The organism is Stappia sp. ES.058 (assembly GCF_900105595.1).
Taxonomy (GTDB): Bacteria; Pseudomonadota; Alphaproteobacteria; order Rhizobiales; family Stappiaceae; genus Stappia.
The window spans coordinates 1,776,046-1,793,855 of record NZ_LT629784.1 but is presented as its reverse complement, the minus strand read 5'-3'; the positions used below and the strand labels follow the sequence as shown (position 1 = coordinate 1,793,855).

General features: G+C 63.1%; 13 protein-coding genes and 1 tRNA gene. 7 read left to right on the top strand and 7 right to left on the bottom strand.

Translation table 11 applies throughout. The features are described 5' to 3' along the window. The first annotated feature begins 145 nt into the window (after window positions 1-145). A complete protein-coding gene (locus BLU32_RS08350) occupies window positions 146-2,368 on the top strand; it encodes a ComEC/Rec2 family competence protein (RefSeq protein WP_172838546.1) in 2,223 nt (740 codons plus the stop codon). A gap of 100 nt (window positions 2,369-2,468) precedes the next feature. Here BLU32_RS08350 and lexA read toward each other — a convergent pair whose 3' ends face one another. The 6 genes from lexA to BLU32_RS08320 form a co-directional block, all read right to left on the bottom strand. Then, window positions 2,469-3,179 (bottom strand): transcriptional repressor LexA, encoded by a 711-nt coding sequence (gene lexA, locus BLU32_RS08345; RefSeq protein ID WP_093806082.1) that lies wholly within the window; start codon window positions 3,177-3,179, stop codon window positions 2,469-2,471. Window positions 3,180-3,266: 87 nt separating this feature from the next. After that, window positions 3,267-4,487: a gephyrin-like molybdotransferase Glp gene (glp, locus tag BLU32_RS08340; protein WP_093806080.1), complete on the bottom strand. Its 1,221-nt coding sequence runs from the start codon at window positions 4,485-4,487 to the stop codon at window positions 3,267-3,269. Continuing rightward, entirely contained in the window at window positions 4,484-4,972 is a 489-nt protein-coding gene (moaC, locus tag BLU32_RS08335; RefSeq protein ID WP_093806078.1) for a cyclic pyranopterin monophosphate synthase MoaC, read from the bottom strand. The genes glp and moaC overlap by 4 nt, the downstream gene beginning before the upstream one ends. 34 nt (window positions 4,973-5,006) lie before the next feature. After that, window positions 5,007-5,816, bottom strand: coding sequence for an indole-3-glycerol phosphate synthase TrpC (gene trpC, locus BLU32_RS08330; protein WP_093806076.1), 810 nt, complete (start codon window positions 5,814-5,816; stop codon window positions 5,007-5,009). Beyond that, the gene (trpD, locus tag BLU32_RS08325) at window positions 5,809-6,837 is read right to left on the bottom strand and encodes an anthranilate phosphoribosyltransferase (RefSeq protein ID WP_093806074.1); all 1,029 of its coding nucleotides are present in this window, start codon (window positions 6,835-6,837) and stop codon (window positions 5,809-5,811) included. Before trpD ends, trpC begins: the two co-directional genes overlap by 8 nt. 97 nt (window positions 6,838-6,934) lie before the next feature. Further along, window positions 6,935-8,827: a peptidylprolyl isomerase gene (locus BLU32_RS08320; RefSeq protein WP_093806072.1), complete on the bottom strand. Its 1,893-nt coding sequence runs from the start codon at window positions 8,825-8,827 to the stop codon at window positions 6,935-6,937. A gap of 234 nt (window positions 8,828-9,061) precedes the next feature. On the opposite strand from BLU32_RS08320, the gene tpiA reads away from it, so the two are divergent. The 6 genes from tpiA (at window position 9,062) to BLU32_RS08290 (ending at window position 17,402) form a co-directional block, all read left to right on the top strand. Further along, complete coding sequence (tpiA, locus tag BLU32_RS08315; protein WP_093810765.1) at window positions 9,062-9,817, top strand: triose-phosphate isomerase; 756 nt, start codon at window positions 9,062-9,064, stop codon at window positions 9,815-9,817. 99 nt (window positions 9,818-9,916) lie between these two features. Then, on the top strand, window positions 9,917-10,294 hold the full coding sequence (secG, locus tag BLU32_RS08310) for a preprotein translocase subunit SecG (protein WP_093806070.1): 378 nt from the start codon (window positions 9,917-9,919) through the stop codon (window positions 10,292-10,294). Window positions 10,295-10,416: 122 nt separating this feature from the next. Then, entirely contained in the window at window positions 10,417-12,045 is a 1,629-nt protein-coding gene (locus tag BLU32_RS08305) for a CTP synthase (RefSeq protein ID WP_093806068.1), read from the top strand. A gap of 65 nt (window positions 12,046-12,110) precedes the next feature. Then, window positions 12,111-12,974 (top strand): VOC family protein, encoded by an 864-nt coding sequence (locus BLU32_RS08300; RefSeq protein ID WP_093806066.1) that lies wholly within the window; start codon window positions 12,111-12,113, stop codon window positions 12,972-12,974. Window positions 12,975-13,046: 72 nt separating this feature from the next. Then, window positions 13,047-14,213 (top strand): efflux RND transporter periplasmic adaptor subunit, encoded by a 1,167-nt coding sequence (locus tag BLU32_RS08295; protein WP_208977000.1) that lies wholly within the window; start codon window positions 13,047-13,049, stop codon window positions 14,211-14,213. A gap of 6 nt (window positions 14,214-14,219) precedes the next feature. Further along, window positions 14,220-17,402 (top strand): efflux RND transporter permease subunit, encoded by a 3,183-nt coding sequence (locus tag BLU32_RS08290; RefSeq protein WP_093806064.1) that lies wholly within the window; start codon window positions 14,220-14,222, stop codon window positions 17,400-17,402. Between the two features lie 199 nt (window positions 17,403-17,601). Here the strand turns inward: BLU32_RS08290 and BLU32_RS08285 are convergent. Next, a tRNA-Lys gene (locus tag BLU32_RS08285) sits at window positions 17,602-17,677 on the bottom strand. Between the last annotated feature and the right edge of the window lie 133 nt (window positions 17,678-17,810).

Here is a 17,810-nt window from a genome sequence, read left to right as displayed (position 1 = left end):
GCCGGGCGCAGGCAAGTCGGGAGTTGAAGGTGATGGTGGACGGGAGGCCGCGGCCGATACATCCGCAGCCCGCGCCGACCCTGGTGAACGCAGCAAAGCGTTATCCCGGCGTCCGGAATCGGCCCGTGCGCTTCTTGCAGCCGTGTTGCAGTCTCGTCCCCTGTCGTCCAAACGGGGGGACGACACCGACACCACATGGAGCCAGGCATTTTCCGCTGCCCTGAGAGCCGATCTCGACCGCGGTCGTGGCCTTGTGTGGGCGTGTGTCGCATTTGTCCTGGGCATCGCCGGCTATTTTCAATTGCCGCGGGAGCCATCGCTTCTCGCGCTTCTCACTGCCACCGCGGCTTTATGGGTGTTTTTTCTGGCGGCACATCGCAAGGGGCGGGGTGCCTGGGCACTGCTTGCCTGTGCGCTCATCATGTCCGGCGCTGCTGCGGCGTGCCTGCGCACCGCGATGGTTGCAGCGCCGGTTCTTGAAAGGGCCCGCAGCGTGGATCTGTCGGGTTTTGTCGAACTGGCGGAGCCGCGTGCCAACGGGCGGACGCGCTTGACCCTTCGCGTGATCGCCGCGCCGCCGCTCAGGCAGGGCGACCGGCCGGAGCGCGTACGGGTCAGTCTGCGCGGGTCGGACGCGACATATGCGGCTGGCACGGCCGTGCGTTTGCGTGCCCGATTGATGCCGCCGGCGCCTGCGGTCATGCCCGGTGGCTACGACTATTCGTTTCGCGCGTTCTTCGACGGCGTGGGCGCCAGCGGCTTCGCCTTTGGTTCGCCGGAGCCGGCGGACCTTGGGCCTGTGCCATGGGACTTGAGGCTGATGTCTGCAATCGACAGGCTGAGGCGCGCCATTGCCCAGCGTATCCTGCAGACGCTGGGGACGGGGGTCGCCGGCGGCCTGGCCGTCGCTTTGATCGTCGGTGACCGGTCTTCGATCCCGCCCGAAGTCACCGAAGCGCTCAGGACAGCGGGACTGGCGCATATCCTGGCGATCTCCGGGCTGCACATGGCCCTGTTCGCCGGTGCGGTTTTCTTTTCCGTACGCGCGGTGCTGGCGCTTTCCGCCAGACTGTCCCAGGAGCAGCCCATCGATCTGTGGGCGGCGGGAGCAGCGCTCGGGGCGGCGACCTTCTATCTGGCGATCTCTGGCGGATCGATCGCGACGCAGCGGGCCTTCGTGATGATCGCGCTGGTGCTGGCAGGTCGCCTGCTCGGGCGACGCGCGCTGACGCTGCGAAACGCGGCGGTGGCAGCCTTCCTCATCCTGTTGCTGACGCCGGAATCCCTTCTCGACCCCGGATTCCAGATGTCATTCGCTGCCGTTGTCGCCCTGATCGCGGCCTATGAGGAACTGACACGCAGGCGCGGGCACCGCGATGCCCGCGAGATTGCTGCAAGCGGTTCCGTCCGCTCTGCGCTAAATCAGGTCATGATCTGGTTCGGCGCGATCCTCTTCACGTCGCTGATCGCGGGCGCTGCCACCGGCGCGATCGGTGCCTACCATTTTCACCGCGTTGCGCCCCTCGGTCCGTTGATCAATCTCGTTGCCATGCCTCTCGTCACGGTCTTGGTGATGCCGATGGCTGTGCTGGCGCTGGCGATGCTGCCGTTCGGGCTCGAGGTGTTTCCGCTGTCGGTGATGGGGATGGCGCTCGAGCAGGTCGCGTCGATCTCGAGCTGGGCACAGGCAGCGACGCCCGACGAGGGTGTGATCGGAGCGCTTCCGATCTCCGCTATCCTGCTTCTTGTCGGCGGCGGCGGCCTCTTGTGCATCGGACCCGCCGGCTATCGGCGGCTCTCGATCGTACCGCTGGCGTTCGCCGGACTTTTCGTGGCGCTCCATCGCCCGCCCGATATGTTTGTCTCTGCCAGCGGGAAGGCAATTGCCCTAAGGGATTCAGATGGAATCATGCAGGTCACACCACGGCCCTCCAGTTTCCTGGGCGACGTCTGGCTGCGTGCCGAGGGTGTGCCGGCGCTAGACCGGCCCAACCGACATCTGTCGCGCCGCCGGATGGCCTGTGACGAGCGTGCTTGCATCGTCTCAGCCTACCCGGTGCCGGATGATCACCGTGTAAAAGCTCTCCCGTCCACCGGAAACGGTAGGGGCCACGGGCTGGTGATCTCGCTGGTTTCCGATCCGGAAGCCTTCGCGCAGGATTGCGCAAGGGTGGATGTCATCGTCACCGCGTTGCGCGCGCCAGCCGATTGCGCTGCGGCGTATGTCTTCGATGGGGATCGCCTGGCACGGACGGGCGCGCTTGCGGTGCGTCTCGACCCTAAACAGGGCGCGCCGCCGCAGATAACGCTCCGCCCAAGCTATAAAACATTGCGGCCATGGACACCGAACCGCTCACCGCGACCCTGATCCGCAGTGCCACAAGCCTCATGTCATATTCCTATCGGCCAGCGCCCCGAACGATGCCGGGTAGCGCACAGCTCCGTGTGCCTAATTCGATAGGCCCTGGTCAGTACCGACGAAACAGGGAGATCAGTTTGCCCTGGACCCGCACGCGGCCTGGTCCGAAGATCCGCGTCTCATAGGCCGGGTTCGCCGCTTCAAGAGCTGTCGACTCGCCCTTCTTGCGCAGGCGCTTCAAGGTTGCTTCCTCATCGTCGATCAGCGCGACCACGATATCGCCGCTGTCGGCGCTGTCAGACCTTCGAATGACGACGGTGTCTCCATCCAGAATGCCGGCGTCGATCATGGAATCGCCCCGCACTTCGAGCGCATAGTGCTCTCCAGCACCCAACAGATCGGCTGGCATGGAAATGGTGTGGCTGTGTGACTGGATCGCCTCGATCGGAACTCCGGCCGCGATCCGCCCCATGACCGGGATCGATACGCTTTCGCTGTCGGGAAGGGCCGGCTGCGGGGCTGCGGGAGGCATCTTCCCGCGCGATCCCTCGATCACCGATGGCGAGAACCCCTGACTGCGCGGGGCGGCGAGACCCGGCGCAACCGATTCCGGAAGCTTGACGATTTCAAGCGCCCTGGCGCGGTTGGGAAGCCGGCGAATGAAGCCGCGTTCTTCCAGCGCCGTGATCAGGCGATGAATGCCTGACTTGGATCGGAGATCAAGCGCATCCTTCATCTCGTCGAAAGACGGCGGAACGCCGGTCTCCTTGAGCCTTTCATGGATGAACAGGAGCAATTCGTGCTGCTTGCGCGTCAACATCCGACGGGATCCCCAATGCCATTCGACTCAGACTACGGACAAATCATGAACATAGTCTAACTGTTCTTGCCTTGTTCCACAACAGGCTCAGCGGCCGGAGATGCGGATTACCGGCACGGGAGTTCCGGACGGCAGGGCCGGTCCATGTGGAGGGCGCACGATCAGTGCGTTGGCGCTGGCCAATGTCGTGAGCATGGAAGAATCCTGCTTGTCGAATGGTTTGACGCGTTCGGTTCCGTCGCCTTCGATCTCGAGACGTGCCCTGAGATAGTCTTCGCGACGGTCGTTCTCGCCGACTGGCGCCGCGAGCGGGACGCGTTCGGTGAGACGCGCGGGCGCCTGCAGCCCGCTCAGCGCGGCCAGCAACGGCTTGAGGAACAGCAGCGAACACACGAGACTGGAAACCGGGTTTCCCGGAAGCCCTAGCACCTGCATCGAGCCGATCCGTCCCGCCATCAGCGGCTTGCCGGGGCGCATGGCGATCCGCCAGAATGCGAGGTGCATGCCTGCATTCCCCAGCGCCTCCTGAACGAGATCATGATCGCCGACCGATGCGCCGCCAAGGGTCACGAGAACATCGGCGCGGCATTCGCGGGCCGCGGCAATCTTGCGTGCCAGCGCATCCGGACGGTCTTCCGCGATGCCCAGATGGATCGGCAGGCCGCCGTTGTCTTCAACGATTGCACCCACGCCGATGTGATTGGAGGCGATGATCTGGTCGGGACCCGAATTCGCACCCGGCGGCACAAGTTCGTCTCCGGTCGCGAGAATCGCGACACGGGGGCGGCGCACGACCGGAAGGGTGGCATGGTTCATGCCCGCCGCCAGTGCCAACTCGGAAAATCCGAGCCTGCAACCAGCCTGCAGCAAGACATCGCCCTCGCGAAAATCGAGACCGGCCGGCCGCACGTAACGTCCCGTGTCGGCTGTCTCCAGCGCAGTAATCGAGCCATCGCCTCCGGTCGGTTCGGCATTTTCCTGAATGAGGATCGTATCGGCGCCGCGCGGAAGCGGAGCGCCGGTGAAGATCCGCACGGCTTCAAAAGGGCCGATTTCACCGGCAAACCCGTGTCCGGCCGGTGCTTCGCCAATCACGCGCAGACGGACCGGCACAGTGGCGATATCAGCGGCGCGCACCGCATAGCCGTCCATGGCGGAGGCGGAAAACGGCGGTTGCGTGCGTCTTGCACGAATGTCCTGCGCGAGACATCGCCCATTCGCGTTTTCGAGCGCCACCGCCTCCGTCTCGAGCGGGGCTACGCCGCGCAAAAGCCGTGCGAGCGCCTCGTCGACGGAAATCAGTGTCATGTTGCGACCCAGTCGCCGGATTTTCCGCCTGACTTCGACAGGACGCGCAGACCCTGGATCGTCATGCCGCGATCAACCGCCTTGGCCATGTCGTAGATCGTCAGGCAAGCAAGAGAACAGGCCGTGAGTGCTTCCATCTCGACGCCGGTCTGGCCGGCAAGCTTGGCGTAGGCGGTAACCTTCAGCCCGGGCAGGCTCGCGTCGGCTTCGATGTCGACGGCCACCTTCGACAAGGCGAGGGGATGGCACAGCGGGATGAGCTCATGTGTGCGTTTCGCCGCCATGATGCCGGCGATCCGCGCCGTGGCGACCACGTCCCCCTTCTTCGCATTTCCGGACCGGATCATCTCCAGCGTTTCCGGTTTCATCCGGACGTAGCCCTCCGCTGTCGCCTCGCGTGTGGTGACGTCCTTGGAGGACACATCGACCATGTTTGCGGCGCCGGTCTCGTCCAGATGGGTCAGTCTTGGGTCTTTGGTGGTCATGGTGCGTCCTGCTCGGCCGGGCGTCAGGCGTGGGCTATTGCGCGGCGGCCGGCGCACGCATGAGCAATGCGCGCGTTGCAGCCGCAACGTCCTGCTGGCGCATCAGGCTCTCGCCGATCAGGAAGGTGGAGATGCCGCAGGCCGACATTCTGGCGAGATCCGAAGGGGCGAAGAGGCCCGATTCTCCGATGACCAGCTTGCCGGACGGGATCCGTGGGGCAAGCTCTTCGCTTGTTTCCAACCTGGTCTCGAATGTCTTCAGGTTCCGGTTGTTGATGCCGACCATCGCGGACGACAGGCGAAGCGCGCGCTCCAGCTCCTCAGCGTTGTGAACCTCAAGCAGGATGTCCATGCCAAGATCGACGGCAGTGGCCTCCAGTGCAGCGGCCGTCTCGTCGTCCAGCGCGGCCAGAATGATCAGGATGCAATCCGCACCCCAGGCCCGCGCTTCGTAGACCTGATAGGTGTCGTAGAGAAAGTCCTTGCGCAGAACCGGCAGCTGACAGGCGTCGCGCGCCGCGCCCAGATACTCGGGCGCGCCCTGAAAGGACGGACCGTCGGTCAACACGGAAAGGCAGGCGGCTCCGCCTTCTTCATAGGCGCGGGCAAGGGCAGGGGGATCGAAGTCGGCACGGATCAGCCCCTTGGAGGGACTTGCCTTCTTGATCTCTGCGATCAGGCCGTAGTCGTCATCAGCCCGGCGCGTCTCGAGCGCTTTTTGAAACCCGCGGGGGCTGGGCGCTTGCGCGGCGCGTCGCTCTATTTCCGCTTGCGACACCTTCGCCTTTGCGGCGGCGATTTCCGAGCGCTTGTAGACTTCGATGCGGGCAAGAATGTCAGCCATTGCCGTTTCCATCATTCGAAACCTGAACCAGGTGATTCAAACGTTCCATGGCCGCACCGCTGTCGATTGCCTGTGCGGCCTGCGACACGCCCTCACGCAGTTCAGCCGCGTGTCCGGCGACCAAAAGTGTTGCGCCGGCGTTCATCAGGACAGTGTCGCGGTAGGCGTTGCGGGCACCTTCCAGAACCGCTTTCAGCGCGGCAGCGTTTTCTTTCGCTTCCCCGCCCTTCAGGTCTTCCGGACGTGAGATCGAAAGGCCGACGTCGAGCGGCGAGATCTCGAATGTGCGGACCTTGCCGTCTTCAAGGGCTGCAACGCTTGTCGGACCTGTGGTGGTAATTTCGTCGAGGCCATCCGAGCCGTGAACCACCCAGGCCGCCTGCGACCCGAGCGATTTGAGAACATGGGCAATCGGCTCGACCCACTGCCTGGCGAATACCCCGACCATCTGTCGGCTGACGCCCGCCGGATTGGACAGCGGGCCGAGTAGATTGAAGATCGTGCGCGTGCCAAGCTCCGTGCGGGCCGGGCCGACATGTTTCATCGCGGAATGGTGGTTGGGAGCGAACATGAAACCCAGGCTGACTTCGCGAATGCAGCGGCTGATCCGCTCGGGCTTGATGTCGATGTTCACGCCGAGCGCCGTCAGCACGTCGGCGGCGCCCGACTTGGACGACAGCGACCGGTTGCCGTGCTTGGCCACCGGAACGCCGCAACCGGCAACAACAAAGGCGGAACAGGTCGAGATGTTGTAGCTTCCCGATGCATCTCCGCCGGTTCCCACGACGTCCACGGCGTTCGCGGGCGCATCCACGGGCAGCATCTTTGCCCGCATCGTCGCAACAGCGCCGGCGATCTCGTCAATGCTCTCGCCTCGCACCCGCAAGGCCATCAGGAAACCGCCGATCTGCGAGGGCGTCGCGGCGCCCGACATGATGATGTCGAACGCCTCGCGGGCCTCGTCGCGGGTAAGAGGTGTTCCGTCGGCTGCCTTCGCAATCAGACTCTTGAGATTGCTCACTGGCTCGTCCTTTCAATGTCGTCCGTCGACGGAAACGTGCCGGCCGGCCGGCAATCGCGGACACGCGATCCGCGAAGCCTTGCCGCTCACGCAGGGCCTAGCCGCCGCCCTGTCCGATCACAAGATTGATGTTCGACTGGTTCACGCTGACGCCAAGGGCCGACTGACGTTGGCTGACGTATTCGCCGACCACCGAATTTTGAAGCGCTTCGCCAAGACGGTTGTCGAGCGCCGCGATTTCTCCGTCCGCGCGGAAGAAAGCCGGTGAATTGACCGCTTCGACCTTGAACACGATCCGCGCGCCATCGCTGTCACGCGCGGCCCGTCCCGTCGTGCCGACGGGGCCGGAAAAGACACCTTCGATGGCGCCCGGAGAGAAGACGTCGTTTTCGGCGTTTCGGCGCAGTCCTTCGGCGGTGCTGACCTGCAGACCGCGTTCCTGCGCAATGCTCTCCAGCGTCCTGCCGTCGTCGAGCTCAACGAGGACCTCGCTTGCCAGTGTATCAAGACGCTCGGTCCTTTGTTCCTGCGTCCAGGCGGCGACGACGTTGTCGCGAACCTCTTCAAGCGCGCGGTCGCGCGCGGGAATGACATCGCTCACTTCGAACCAGACAAAGCCCGTGCGTCCAAGCTGCAGCGGATCTGCCTCGATACCGACGTCGCTCTCGAATGTATCGGAAACAAGATCGGCGGCATCGGGAAGGTCGACTTCGGTCCCGTCCATGGTTTTGCCGGCCGTGTCGAACGCCGGCGGCGTGTCGAGGGTCAGGGAGAAACGCTCGGCGACCTCGGTCAACGTCGCGCCACCGGCGCGTGCGTCCTCGACTTCGTCGTGCAGGTCGAGCACCTCGCGCTCGGCGAGCCGGAGTGCGATTTCCTGACGAAGCGTGTCGGCAACCTCGGCCAAGGGCGTCTTGCGGGCCGGAGTGATCTCGGCGATCTTCAGGACGACCGGAGAGAAACGTCCATCGACGATGTCGGACACTTCACCTTCGCCAAGGGAAAAGGCCGCATCGGCGATCGCGGGGTCGATCAGGTCGGACCGCTTCATTGAGCCAAGGTCGATCGCGTCGATGGTCGTGCCGCGCTCCTCGACGATTTCCTCGAAGCTCTTGCCTTCGGCGAGCGCCTGGCGCACTGCATCGGCGTCTTTTTCGGACGACAAGGTCAACTGCAGGATACGCCGTTGCTCGACTTCGCCGAAGCGGCCTCCCGCAGATTCATACTCTCGCTTCACGTCGCCTTCGCTGATCTCGCCAGGGCGCGCAACACGGTCGGGCGTGATCTCAAGCACCGCGATCTTGCGATACTCCGGGGCGCGGAACGCCGCCAGATTGTCCTCGAAATAGCGGGTGAGGTCTTCATCGCTCGGCGCGGCGATCTCGCCGGCGGCGTCGCGGTCGAGAACGATGTAATTGACGCTGCGTTCTTCCTTGGCATGCTGGTTGAACGCTTCGAGCATGGGCTGTGGCGTCGTAAGGCCGCCGCTGATCGCTTCGGCGATCTGCAGGCGCTCCTCGAGCAGCCGGCGCTCCTCGACGAACTGGTCTTCCGTCAGCCCGTTTGCCTGGAGGATCTGGACGAGCCGGGCACGGTTGAAACCGCCGCCCGGGGACTGGAAGGCCGGGGCCGACTGGATCAGGCGGACCAATTCCTCGTCCGTCACGCCGAGATTGAGATCGTTTGCCGTCTGGTTCAGAGACGCTTCCGCGACGAGGCGCCCGAGCACCTGGCCGGGCAGACCGAGCGAAGCGCCCTCCGCCCTTGTAAGAGGGCGTCCGATTCGTTGACCGATCCGGTCGAGCTCGCGCCGGTAGGCGGTGTCGAAGGCTTCGAGCGATACCTTTTCGTCGCCGACCGTGGCCACACGGTCGCCCCCGACGTTCAGCAGGTCGCCCGATATGCCCCAGATCGCGAAACTGATCACGAGCAGGCCAATCAGGAGTTTTGAAATCCAGGACTTTGCGCCAGCGCGCAGAGTATCGAGCATTGGGAAATCCGTCGGTTCTAGGGCGAACATAAAGAATGCGATCACAGCGCCGCATCCGGAGCGGGCGGATCATAGAGACGACGGCGGCTACGGGCAAGGCGGCGAAATCCGAGACGCCATTATCTTGATCAAATCCGGATTTCTGCTAGCACCGGGGCCTGAAATACAGGTCGGCGGCCCCATATGAAGCAGGTGGCCGCACCGCGGCTCCAGAGAAGAAATACGGGGTTTCGAATGTCGAAGGTTTCAAAGCCGCTCGTTGCCGGCAACTGGAAGATGAACGGTCTGGGGAGCGCGCTGGAGGAACTCATCCGCATCGCGGACGACGTACGCGCAGGCAAGGGATCGGCGGACGTTGCGATCTGTCCGCCGGCGACGATGATCGCGGCAGCGGTCCAGAAGGTTTTCGGGAGTGGCGTGCAGATTGGCGGACAAGACTGTCATGCCGCGGCAAGTGGCGCACACACTGGTGACATTGCCGCCGAAATGCTTGCGGACGCCGGCGCGTCCTATGTGATCGTCGGACATTCGGAACGCCGTGCGGACCACGGCGAGGACAACGCTACCGTTAACGCTAAGGCATGTGCCGCGTGGCGCGCAGGACTGACCGCCATCGTCTGCGTCGGTGAGACGCAAGCCGAGCGCAAGGCAGGGGAGGCGCTTGCGGTGGTTGGGCGTCAGCTTGAAGAATCAGTCCCCGAGGGGGCGACCCCCGAAACGCTCGTCATTGCCTATGAGCCGGTGTGGGCGATCGGGACGGGATTGACGCCGACGGTCGACGACGTGGCCGAAATGCATGCCTTCATGCGCGGTGAGCTCGTTCAGCGGTTCGGCGAGGCCTTCGCGGCGGTTCGTCTTCTCTACGGAGGCTCGGTCAAGGCGGGCAATGCCGTTGAGCTTCTTGGGATCGCCGATGTCGATGGTGCGCTCGTTGGTGGCGCAAGCCTGAAAGCGGCGGACTTTCTGCCGATTGTCGCCGCTGCCGGATAAGGTTTTCGTTTCATTGCATCGGAATCCCATCAAGGGTGGAATCCCGGCGCGCCTTGGTGTAGAACCCGGCTCAAATCCGCTATCAAAGACTGGTCCTCGATGGAAACCGTAATCATCGTCATTCACCTGATGGTCGTGCTCGCGCTCGTCCTTGTCGTTCTCTTGCAGCGCTCGGAAGGCGGCGCCCTTGGTATGGGCGGCGGAGGCGGCGGCGGCGGAGGCGGCATGATGTCGGCGCGCGGCAGCGCCAATATCCTGACGCGTGCAACGGCAGCCCTTGCCGCCGTCTTTTTCGCGACATCGCTTGGTCTTGCGATCATTGCCAAGAACGACGAGCGTCCTGCCTCGATTCTGGATGCCGTGCCCGGCGCGCCAACCGCGCCCGCAGGCGAAAACGGGTCGAGCGGCAACGGGATCCTCGATCAGATCAAGCCGGCTCCGGTGCCTGACGGTCCCCAGGTTCCGCCCGCTCAATAGGGCACGGCGCGGCGTCTTTTCGTCTCTTCGCATGCCCCGCGATGATCTCGCGGGGCATTTTCTTGTGTGTTAAATACCGACGGGCGTTCGAATCAGCGCTCGCGGCGATATGGTATTGGTCCATGGCGCGATACATCTTCATCACCGGCGGCGTGGTGTCCTCACTGGGCAAGGGGCTTGCGTCTGCGGCTCTCGGTGCTCTTCTTCAGGCTCGCGGATATCGGGTCCGCCTGCGAAAGCTCGACCCCTATCTCAATGTGGATCCGGGGACGATGAGCCCGTATCAGCATGGCGAGTGTTTCGTCACCGACGATGGCGCGGAGACCGATCTCGATCTCGGACACTACGAGCGCTTCACCGGACGTCCCGCGAACAAACGCGACAACATCACCACCGGGCGCATCTACCAAAATATCATCGCCAGGGAACGCCGCGGCGATTATCTGGGCGGAACGGTCCAGGTGATTCCCCATGTGACCGATGCGATCAAGGCCTTCGTGCTCGACGGCAACGAGGAGTATGACTTCGTTCTGTGCGAGATCGGCGGCACCGTCGGCGACATCGAGGCGCTTCCGTTCTTCGAGGCGATCCGCCAGCTCGGCAACGAGCTGCCGCGCGGCCATGCGGTCTACATTCACCTGACGCTGATGCCCTTCATCGCGTCGGCCGGGGAACTCAAGACCAAGCCGACGCAGCATTCGGTGAAGGAACTGCGCTCGATCGGCATCCAACCGGATATCCTGATGGTCCGCTGCGACCGCAAGATTCCGGAAAGCGAACGCCGCAAGCTGTCGTTGTTCTGCAACGTGCGCGAAGGCGCGGTGATCCCGGCCTATGACGTGAAATCGATCTACAATGTTCCGATCGCCTATCACGAGGAAGGCCTCGACGAAGAAGTGCTCGCGGCTTTCGGCATCACCGGCGCGCCGGCGCTCGACCTGTCGCGCTGGACCGAGATCTCCGAAAACCTTGCCAATCCCGAAGGCGAGGTGACGATTGCGATCATCGGCAAGTACACGGTGCTCAAGGACGCCTACAAGTCGCTGATCGAGGCGCTGGTGCATGGCGGGATCGCCAACCACGTGCGCGTCAACATCGAGTGGATCGAATCGGAGATCTTCGAAAAGGAAGATCCCGCGCCCTGGCTTGAAAACGTGCACGGCATCCTGGTGCCAGGCGGTTTTGGCGAGCGCGGTGCGGAAGGCAAGATCGCGGCCGCGAAATTCGCCCGCACGCACGACGTTCCCTATTTCGGCATTTGCTTCGGCATGCAGATGGCGGTGATCGAGGCCGCCCGCAATCTGGCCGGGATCACGGAGGCTAACTCGACAGAATTTGGCGAAACGCCCGAACCGGTGGTCGGCCTGATGACGGAATGGGCGCGCGGCAACACGCTCGAAGTGCGCAAGGAAGACGGGGAACTTGGCGGGACGATGCGGCTCGGCGCCTATCCGGCGGCCCTCCAGCCCGGATCCCGCATCGCTGAAATCTACGAGAGTGAGTCGATTTCGGAGCGCCACCGGCATCGCTACGAGGTGAACATCACCTATCGCTCGCGCCTCGAGAGCGCCGGACTGACCTTCGCAGGCACGTCGCCGGACGGCGAATTGCCTGAAACCGTGGAGATCACGGGTCATCCCTGGTACATCGGCGTGCAATACCACCCTGAGCTCAAGTCCCGACCATTCGAACCGCACCCGCTGTTCGCCTCTTTTGTTGCGGCGGCAGTCGAGCAAAGTCGATTGGTGTAACGTCCCGTTGCAAGTGGCCTGTCCGAACGCCAGCCGGCGCCGCAAAGAACAACAAGAGGTGCGCCATGACTGCACGCGGATTCGATCATCTGGTTTGGGCTGTCACTGATCTCGATGCTGCGGCAGCCTGCGTCGAAGCGCTTGGCTTCACGGTCACGCCGCGGGCCCGTCACCCATGGGGCACCGAGAACCGCCTGGTTCAGCTGGACGGCTTTTTCCTTGAATTGCTCGCCATGGGGGAGGGGGCCGACATTCCCGAGGCGAAGGACGATGCCTTCTCCTTCGGCGCCTTCAACCGCGATTTTCTGAAGACGCGCGAGGGCGGATCGATGCTCGTGCTTGAAAGCCGGGATCCGGATGCGGATCGCGCGGCGTTTGAACATGCCGGGCTTCCGGTGTTCGCGCCCTTTTCCTTCGAGCGGTCGCAGGCGCTTTCCGATGGTGGCACCCGAAAGGTCGGCTTCGACCTGACCTTTACCAGGGATCCGGAGGATGCCGATAACGGGTTCTTCACTTGCTTCCACCGTTTTCCCGAGAACTTCTGGTCGTCTACCTATCAAACCCATCGAAACGGCGTTCGAGCCCTCGGGAGCGTGGTTGTCGTGTGCGATGAGCCGGCGATGCATCACATCTTCTACTCCGCCTTTACCGGCGAGCGGGCAATGCGCGCAACAAGCCTCGGCATCACCATCGCGACACCGCGCGGAGATCTCAAGCTGATGACGCCGCACGCCTATGAGCGGCTGTTCCATGAAACGGTGGAGTTGATCGACGGTCAGCCGCGCATAAGCGCGGTCGTGTTTTCTGGCGGCGAACGTTTGCGGATTGAGGCGGCCTGCGGGGATAGGGGAGTGGAAACGCGGTCCGCTCCCGAAGGGCTGGTCGTGCCGTCTTCGGCCAGTTTCGGATTGTCGCTTGTTTTTCCGTGACATTGCTGTGTAACGTTTGGACAAATTGTGCTCTTGCCGTCGTGTTGTGAGCGCGAAGAAAGACTGGCTTTCATGGAGATTTTCGAAATGGCGACTGCCGGAAACCGGATGCGACGTCTGGCGATTGCCATCGGGCTTGCGGGAGCGCTCGGCGCCTGCAGCCCCTCCGAGGAGGCATCTGCGCCCAAGGCGCCGCCGCCATCGGTGACCGTAGCCGCGGCTGTCAGCCAGGACGTTCGCCAGTCGGCGGAGTTCGTCGGCCAGATCGCGGCGGTCGACAATGTCAATCTGATTTCACGCGTGTCCGGGTTCCTGGACAGCAAGAAGGTCCCTGACGGCGCGACGGTGAAGTCCGGCGACTTGCTGTTCACCATCGAACGCGCGCCTTACGAGGCAGCGCTCGCGTCCGCGAAGGCGGAGGCGGCACGCGCGGAGGCGGAAGCCGCTCTCAAGGCCGCGGACCTGGAACGCGACAAGGACCTTTTCGACAAGGGCCATGTCTCCAAGGCCAAGTACCAGGCAACGCTGGCGGCCAAGGAACAGGCGGAGGCCGCCGTCGATGCGGCCAAGGCCGCAGTCACGCAGGCGAACCTCAATCTTTCCTACACGGATATTCATGCGCCTTTCGACGGCCAGCTCGGCAAGACGAACTTCAGCGTCGGCGATGTCGTGGGGCCGACGTCCGGGCCGATAGCCCGACTGGTGCGCACCGCGCCGATGTATGTCAGCTTTTCGATCAGCGAGAAGGACTATCTGGACGCCGTCCGCAGCACTGGCGGTTCGCCTGAAAATCTGAAGGAAAGCGGGAAGCAGCCCGATATTCATATCCTTCTTCCCAACGGTCAGAGATACAAGGAAGACGGCAAGATCGTCTTTATCGACAATTCCGTCGATCCGGCAACGGGCACGATCGCGATCCGCGGGCAGTTTCCCAACGCCGACCGCCTTCTGGTCGCCGGCACGTTCGTCACCGTCGTGATCGAAGCGGGCGAAAGCGCCAAGGAAATCGTGATTCCGCAGTCGGCGGTGCAGCGGGACCAGAGCGGGCCCTTTGTGCTTGCCGTCGGCAGCCAGGAGAACGTCGAACAGCGCCATGTCGAACTGGGCGAGCAGATTGATACCAAGTTCGTGGTGAAGAGCGGATTGCAGGTGGGCGAGAGGGTCATTACGGAAGGGCTGCAAAAGGTTCGACCGGGCGTTTCGGTGAACGCCGTTCTTGCCGACGACAAGTCGGAGTAGGCCCGGATGTTTTCACGCATCTTCATCTATCGGCCGAAGTTCGCGCTGGTCGTTTCCCTCGTCATCACGATTGCCGGCGTTCTCGGATATCTCTCGCTGCCGGTCGAACAGTTTCCCAACATCACCCCGCCGGTGGTGAATGTGTCGGCAAGCTACAGCGGCGCCAATGCGACCGTGCTGGAGGAAACCGTTGCGGCGCCGATCGAGGCGCAGGTCAACGGTGTCGACAACATGATCTACATGTCGTCGAACAGCAGCAACAACGGCAGCTATTCGCTGAATGTCACCTTCGCGGTTGGAACCGATCCCGACATCGCGGCGGTCAATGTGCAAAACCGCGTCAGCCAGGCGACCAGCCAGTTGCCGAGCGACGTCACCAAGAACGGTGTCACGGTCCAGAAGGCCAGCACCAACATGTTGCTGGTGGTGACGCTCTATTCCTCGAACGAGGATCATGACGAGGTCTTTCTGTCCAACTATGCGTCGATCTACCTGAAGGATGCACTTGCCCGTGTTCAGGGCGTGGGCAAGGCGGATGTCCTGACCGATTTTGCCTACGGCATGCGGATCTGGCTTGATCCCGACCGTCTGGCCAGTCTCGCAATGACGCCATCGGATTTCATTTCCGCCGTCCGCGACCAGAACGTGCAGGTCGCGGCCGGACAGATCGGTGCGCCGCCGGTGCCCGACGGCCAGCAGTTCCAGTACACGGTGACCGCACAGGGGCGGCTCAGCACCGTGGAGGAATTCGAGAATATCGTCCTGCGCACCGGCGCCGATGACGCGGTCGTTCGCATTCGCGACGTCGCGCGGGTCGAGCTGGGGTCGCAGTTCTATTCCGCGAACGGTCGGTTCAACGGCAGGCCTTCCACGGTTCTGGCCGTGTATCAGGCGCCCGGCGCCAACGCGCTGGCCGTTTCGGAGGGCGTGCTGTCGCGACTGGACGAGCTCTCGAAGGCCTTCCCCAAGGATATGTCCTACGAGGTTCCCTTCAACACCACCGATTTCGTCCAGAAATCCCTTCAGGACGTGGTTACGACACTGCTGCTGACCTTTTCGCTGGTCGTTGCGGTGGTCTTTGTCTTCCTCGGCAACTGGCGGGCGACGCTGATCCCGCTGGTGGCGATCCCGGTGTCCTTGATCGGCACCTTCGCGATCCTGCTCGCCGCGGGAATGTCGCTCAACACGATCTCGCTGTTTGCACTGGTTCTGGCCATCGGCATCGTCGTCGACGACGCGATCATCGTCGTGGAGAACGTCGAACGGATCATGGCAGACGAGGGGCTTTCGCCAAAGGAAGCGACCGCCAAGGCGATGGTCCAGATCACCACGCCGGTGATCGCCACCACGCTGGTCCTGCTTGCCGTCTTTGTTCCGACGATGTTCATGCCGGGCATCACCGGCCGGCTCTATTCGCAATTCGCGACCACGATTTCGGTCTCCGTGGTGATCTCCTCAATCAACGCGCTGACGTTGTCTCCGGCGCTTTGCGGGCTGATCCTGAAGTCGAGAAACGGCCCGCCAAAAGGCGTCTTTGCGGTGTTTGAATCCGTGGTCGACCGGCTTCGGAACGGCTATGTCGGCGTGGTGTCGCGGCTCCTGCCGCGTTCCATCCTCGGCATCGGCGCCGTTGCCCTCGCCATCGGCCTGATCGTCCTGCTCGGCGGACGGCTTCCCAAGGGGTTCCTGCCGCTTGAGGATCAGGGATACCTGATGGTCGACGTCCAGTTGCCGGATGGCGCGGCCCTGCCGCGAACGACCGCGGTCACCAAGGACATCGAGGGCCGGCTGGAATCCGTCGACGGCATCGAGAACGTTGTCACGGTGAACGGGTTTTCCATCCTCAATTCCGGCCTCGCGCCGAACACCGCGCTGCTGATCGTTACGCTTGAGCCCTGGGGCGAGCGCCAGACGCCGGACCTGAGTGCCAACGGCATTCTCGCCAAGCTCTGGCGCGAGTTCTCGACGATCTCGGGAGCAAACATCATCGCCTTCAATGCGCCGCCGATCCCGGGTCTCGGAACAACCGGCGGCGTCGAGATGAAAATCCAGCAGACCGGAGGCGGCACGCCGCAGGATCTTGCGTCCGCCATCGGCTCGATGGTCTATTCCGCCAATCAGCGGCCGGGAATCGCGCAGGCCTATTCAACCTTTCGGGCGAATGTGCCCCAACTCTTCATCGATCTCGACCGCAGCAAGGCGAAGCTCCTCCAGGTCGGGATCGGCGATGTCTTCCTGACGCTCCAGTCCTATCTGGGCTCCTATTACATCAACGACTTCAATCTGTTCGGCCGGGTCTACAAAGTGATGATTCAGGCCGAAGGAACTTTCCGCAACCGGCCTGAAGACATCGGCCGGCTGTATGTGCGTTCGCAGGACGGCAACATGGTCCCCCTGCGCACGCTGGCGAGCGTGGAAAACACGCTCGGTCCGCAGATCCTCAACCGTTACAACATGTTCCGGGCAGCGTCGTTCAATGCGGACCCGGGCGCGGGGACTTCGACCGGCGTCGTGATGAACGAGCTCGAGGCGGCGGCACAGGAAGCCCTGCCGCCGGGTTACACGTATGAATGGACCGGATCCGCCCTGCAGCAGCAGGGGACGGGCGCCATCGTGATCTTCATTCTCCTTCTCGCCATCTTGTTCGCCTATCTCTTCCTGGTCGCCCAGTACGAAAGCTGGTCGATGCCCGTCGCGATCCTGATGTCGGTGACGGTGGCGCTTCTCGGTGCGTTCGTCGCGGTTCTGGTGACCGGGCGCGACGTCAATCTCTATACGCAGATCGGCATGATCATGCTCGTCGGGCTTGGCGCCAAAAACGCGATCCTGATTGTCGAGTTTGCGATGGAGGAACGCGCGGCCGGCAAGTCGATCATCGAGGCCGCACGTGCGGCCGCGCACTTGCGCTTCCGCGCGGTGATCATGACGGCGCTGTCTTTCCTGCTGGGCGTCGTTCCGCTCCTGGTCGCCAACGGCGCGGGCGCGGCCAGCCAGCAGGCCATCGGTTTTGCGGTCTTCGGGGGCATGCTGTTTGCCACGCTCTTCGGCGTCGTCCTGATCCCCGTGCTCTATGTAGCGATGCAGATCCTGCGTGAACGCGTGAAGGGGATCTACAAGGGTGCGGATGCGGCGGGCGCTTCCGGTTCCCGTGACGGCGCGCCGCCGGCGATGGACGGTGCGGGTGCCTGATGGGCAATCGCGAACGTAGCCGGAGGGGCTGGGCTTTCGCCGGCATGCAGGACTGGCGACCGCGCAAACCGGTTTTTGGAGATCGGTTCGGTCGGCTTCTTGGCGTGTGAGCGAGGAAGAACGTCACAAACGGGTTGGATGCGTCACTCTCAAAACCGAAAGCGACACAAAAAGTCATTTAAATTCAATTTTTTGAAAGTGGTGAGCCGACAGGGGCTCGAACCCTGGACCTACTGATTAAAAGTCAGTTGCTCTACCAACTGAGCTATCGGCTCACTCTCTGGCGCTTCTATAAACGCGGGAGGATCTATTCGCAACCCTTGGATCGGCCTTGCGGAACGCTGCCAAGTGGTTTTGCAGGGTTTCCGCCCGCACGCCGTTTTCCGGAGAAGATCGCACACGTCGCGC

Bases quoted from the DNA above. Each gene is read 5' to 3' on its own strand.
- lexA (WP_093806082.1), bottom strand. From the start codon at position 3,179: ATGTTGACGCGCAAGCAGCACGAATTGCTCCTGTTCATCCATGAAAGG.
- glp (WP_093806080.1), bottom strand. From the start codon at position 4,487: ATGACACTGATTTCCGTCGACGAGGCGCTCGCACGGCTTTTGCGCGGC.
- moaC (WP_093806078.1), bottom strand. From the start codon at position 4,972: ATGACCACCAAAGACCCAAGACTGACCCATCTGGACGAGACCGGCGCC.
- trpC (WP_093806076.1), bottom strand. From the start codon at position 5,816: ATGGCTGACATTCTTGCCCGCATCGAAGTCTACAAGCGCTCGGAAATC.
- BLU32_RS08320 (WP_093806072.1), bottom strand. From the start codon at position 8,827: ATGCTCGATACTCTGCGCGCTGGCGCAAAGTCCTGGATTTCAAAACTC.
- tpiA (WP_093810765.1), top strand. From the start codon at position 9,062: ATGTCGAAGGTTTCAAAGCCGCTCGTTGCCGGCAACTGGAAGATGAAC.
- secG (WP_093806070.1), top strand. From the start codon at position 9,917: ATGGAAACCGTAATCATCGTCATTCACCTGATGGTCGTGCTCGCGCTC.
- BLU32_RS08305 (WP_093806068.1), top strand. From the start codon at position 10,417: ATGGCGCGATACATCTTCATCACCGGCGGCGTGGTGTCCTCACTGGGC.
- BLU32_RS08300 (WP_093806066.1), top strand. From the start codon at position 12,111: ATGACTGCACGCGGATTCGATCATCTGGTTTGGGCTGTCACTGATCTC.
- BLU32_RS08295 (WP_208977000.1), top strand. From the start codon at position 13,047: ATGGAGATTTTCGAAATGGCGACTGCCGGAAACCGGATGCGACGTCTG.
- BLU32_RS08290 (WP_093806064.1), top strand. From the start codon at position 14,220: ATGTTTTCACGCATCTTCATCTATCGGCCGAAGTTCGCGCTGGTCGTT.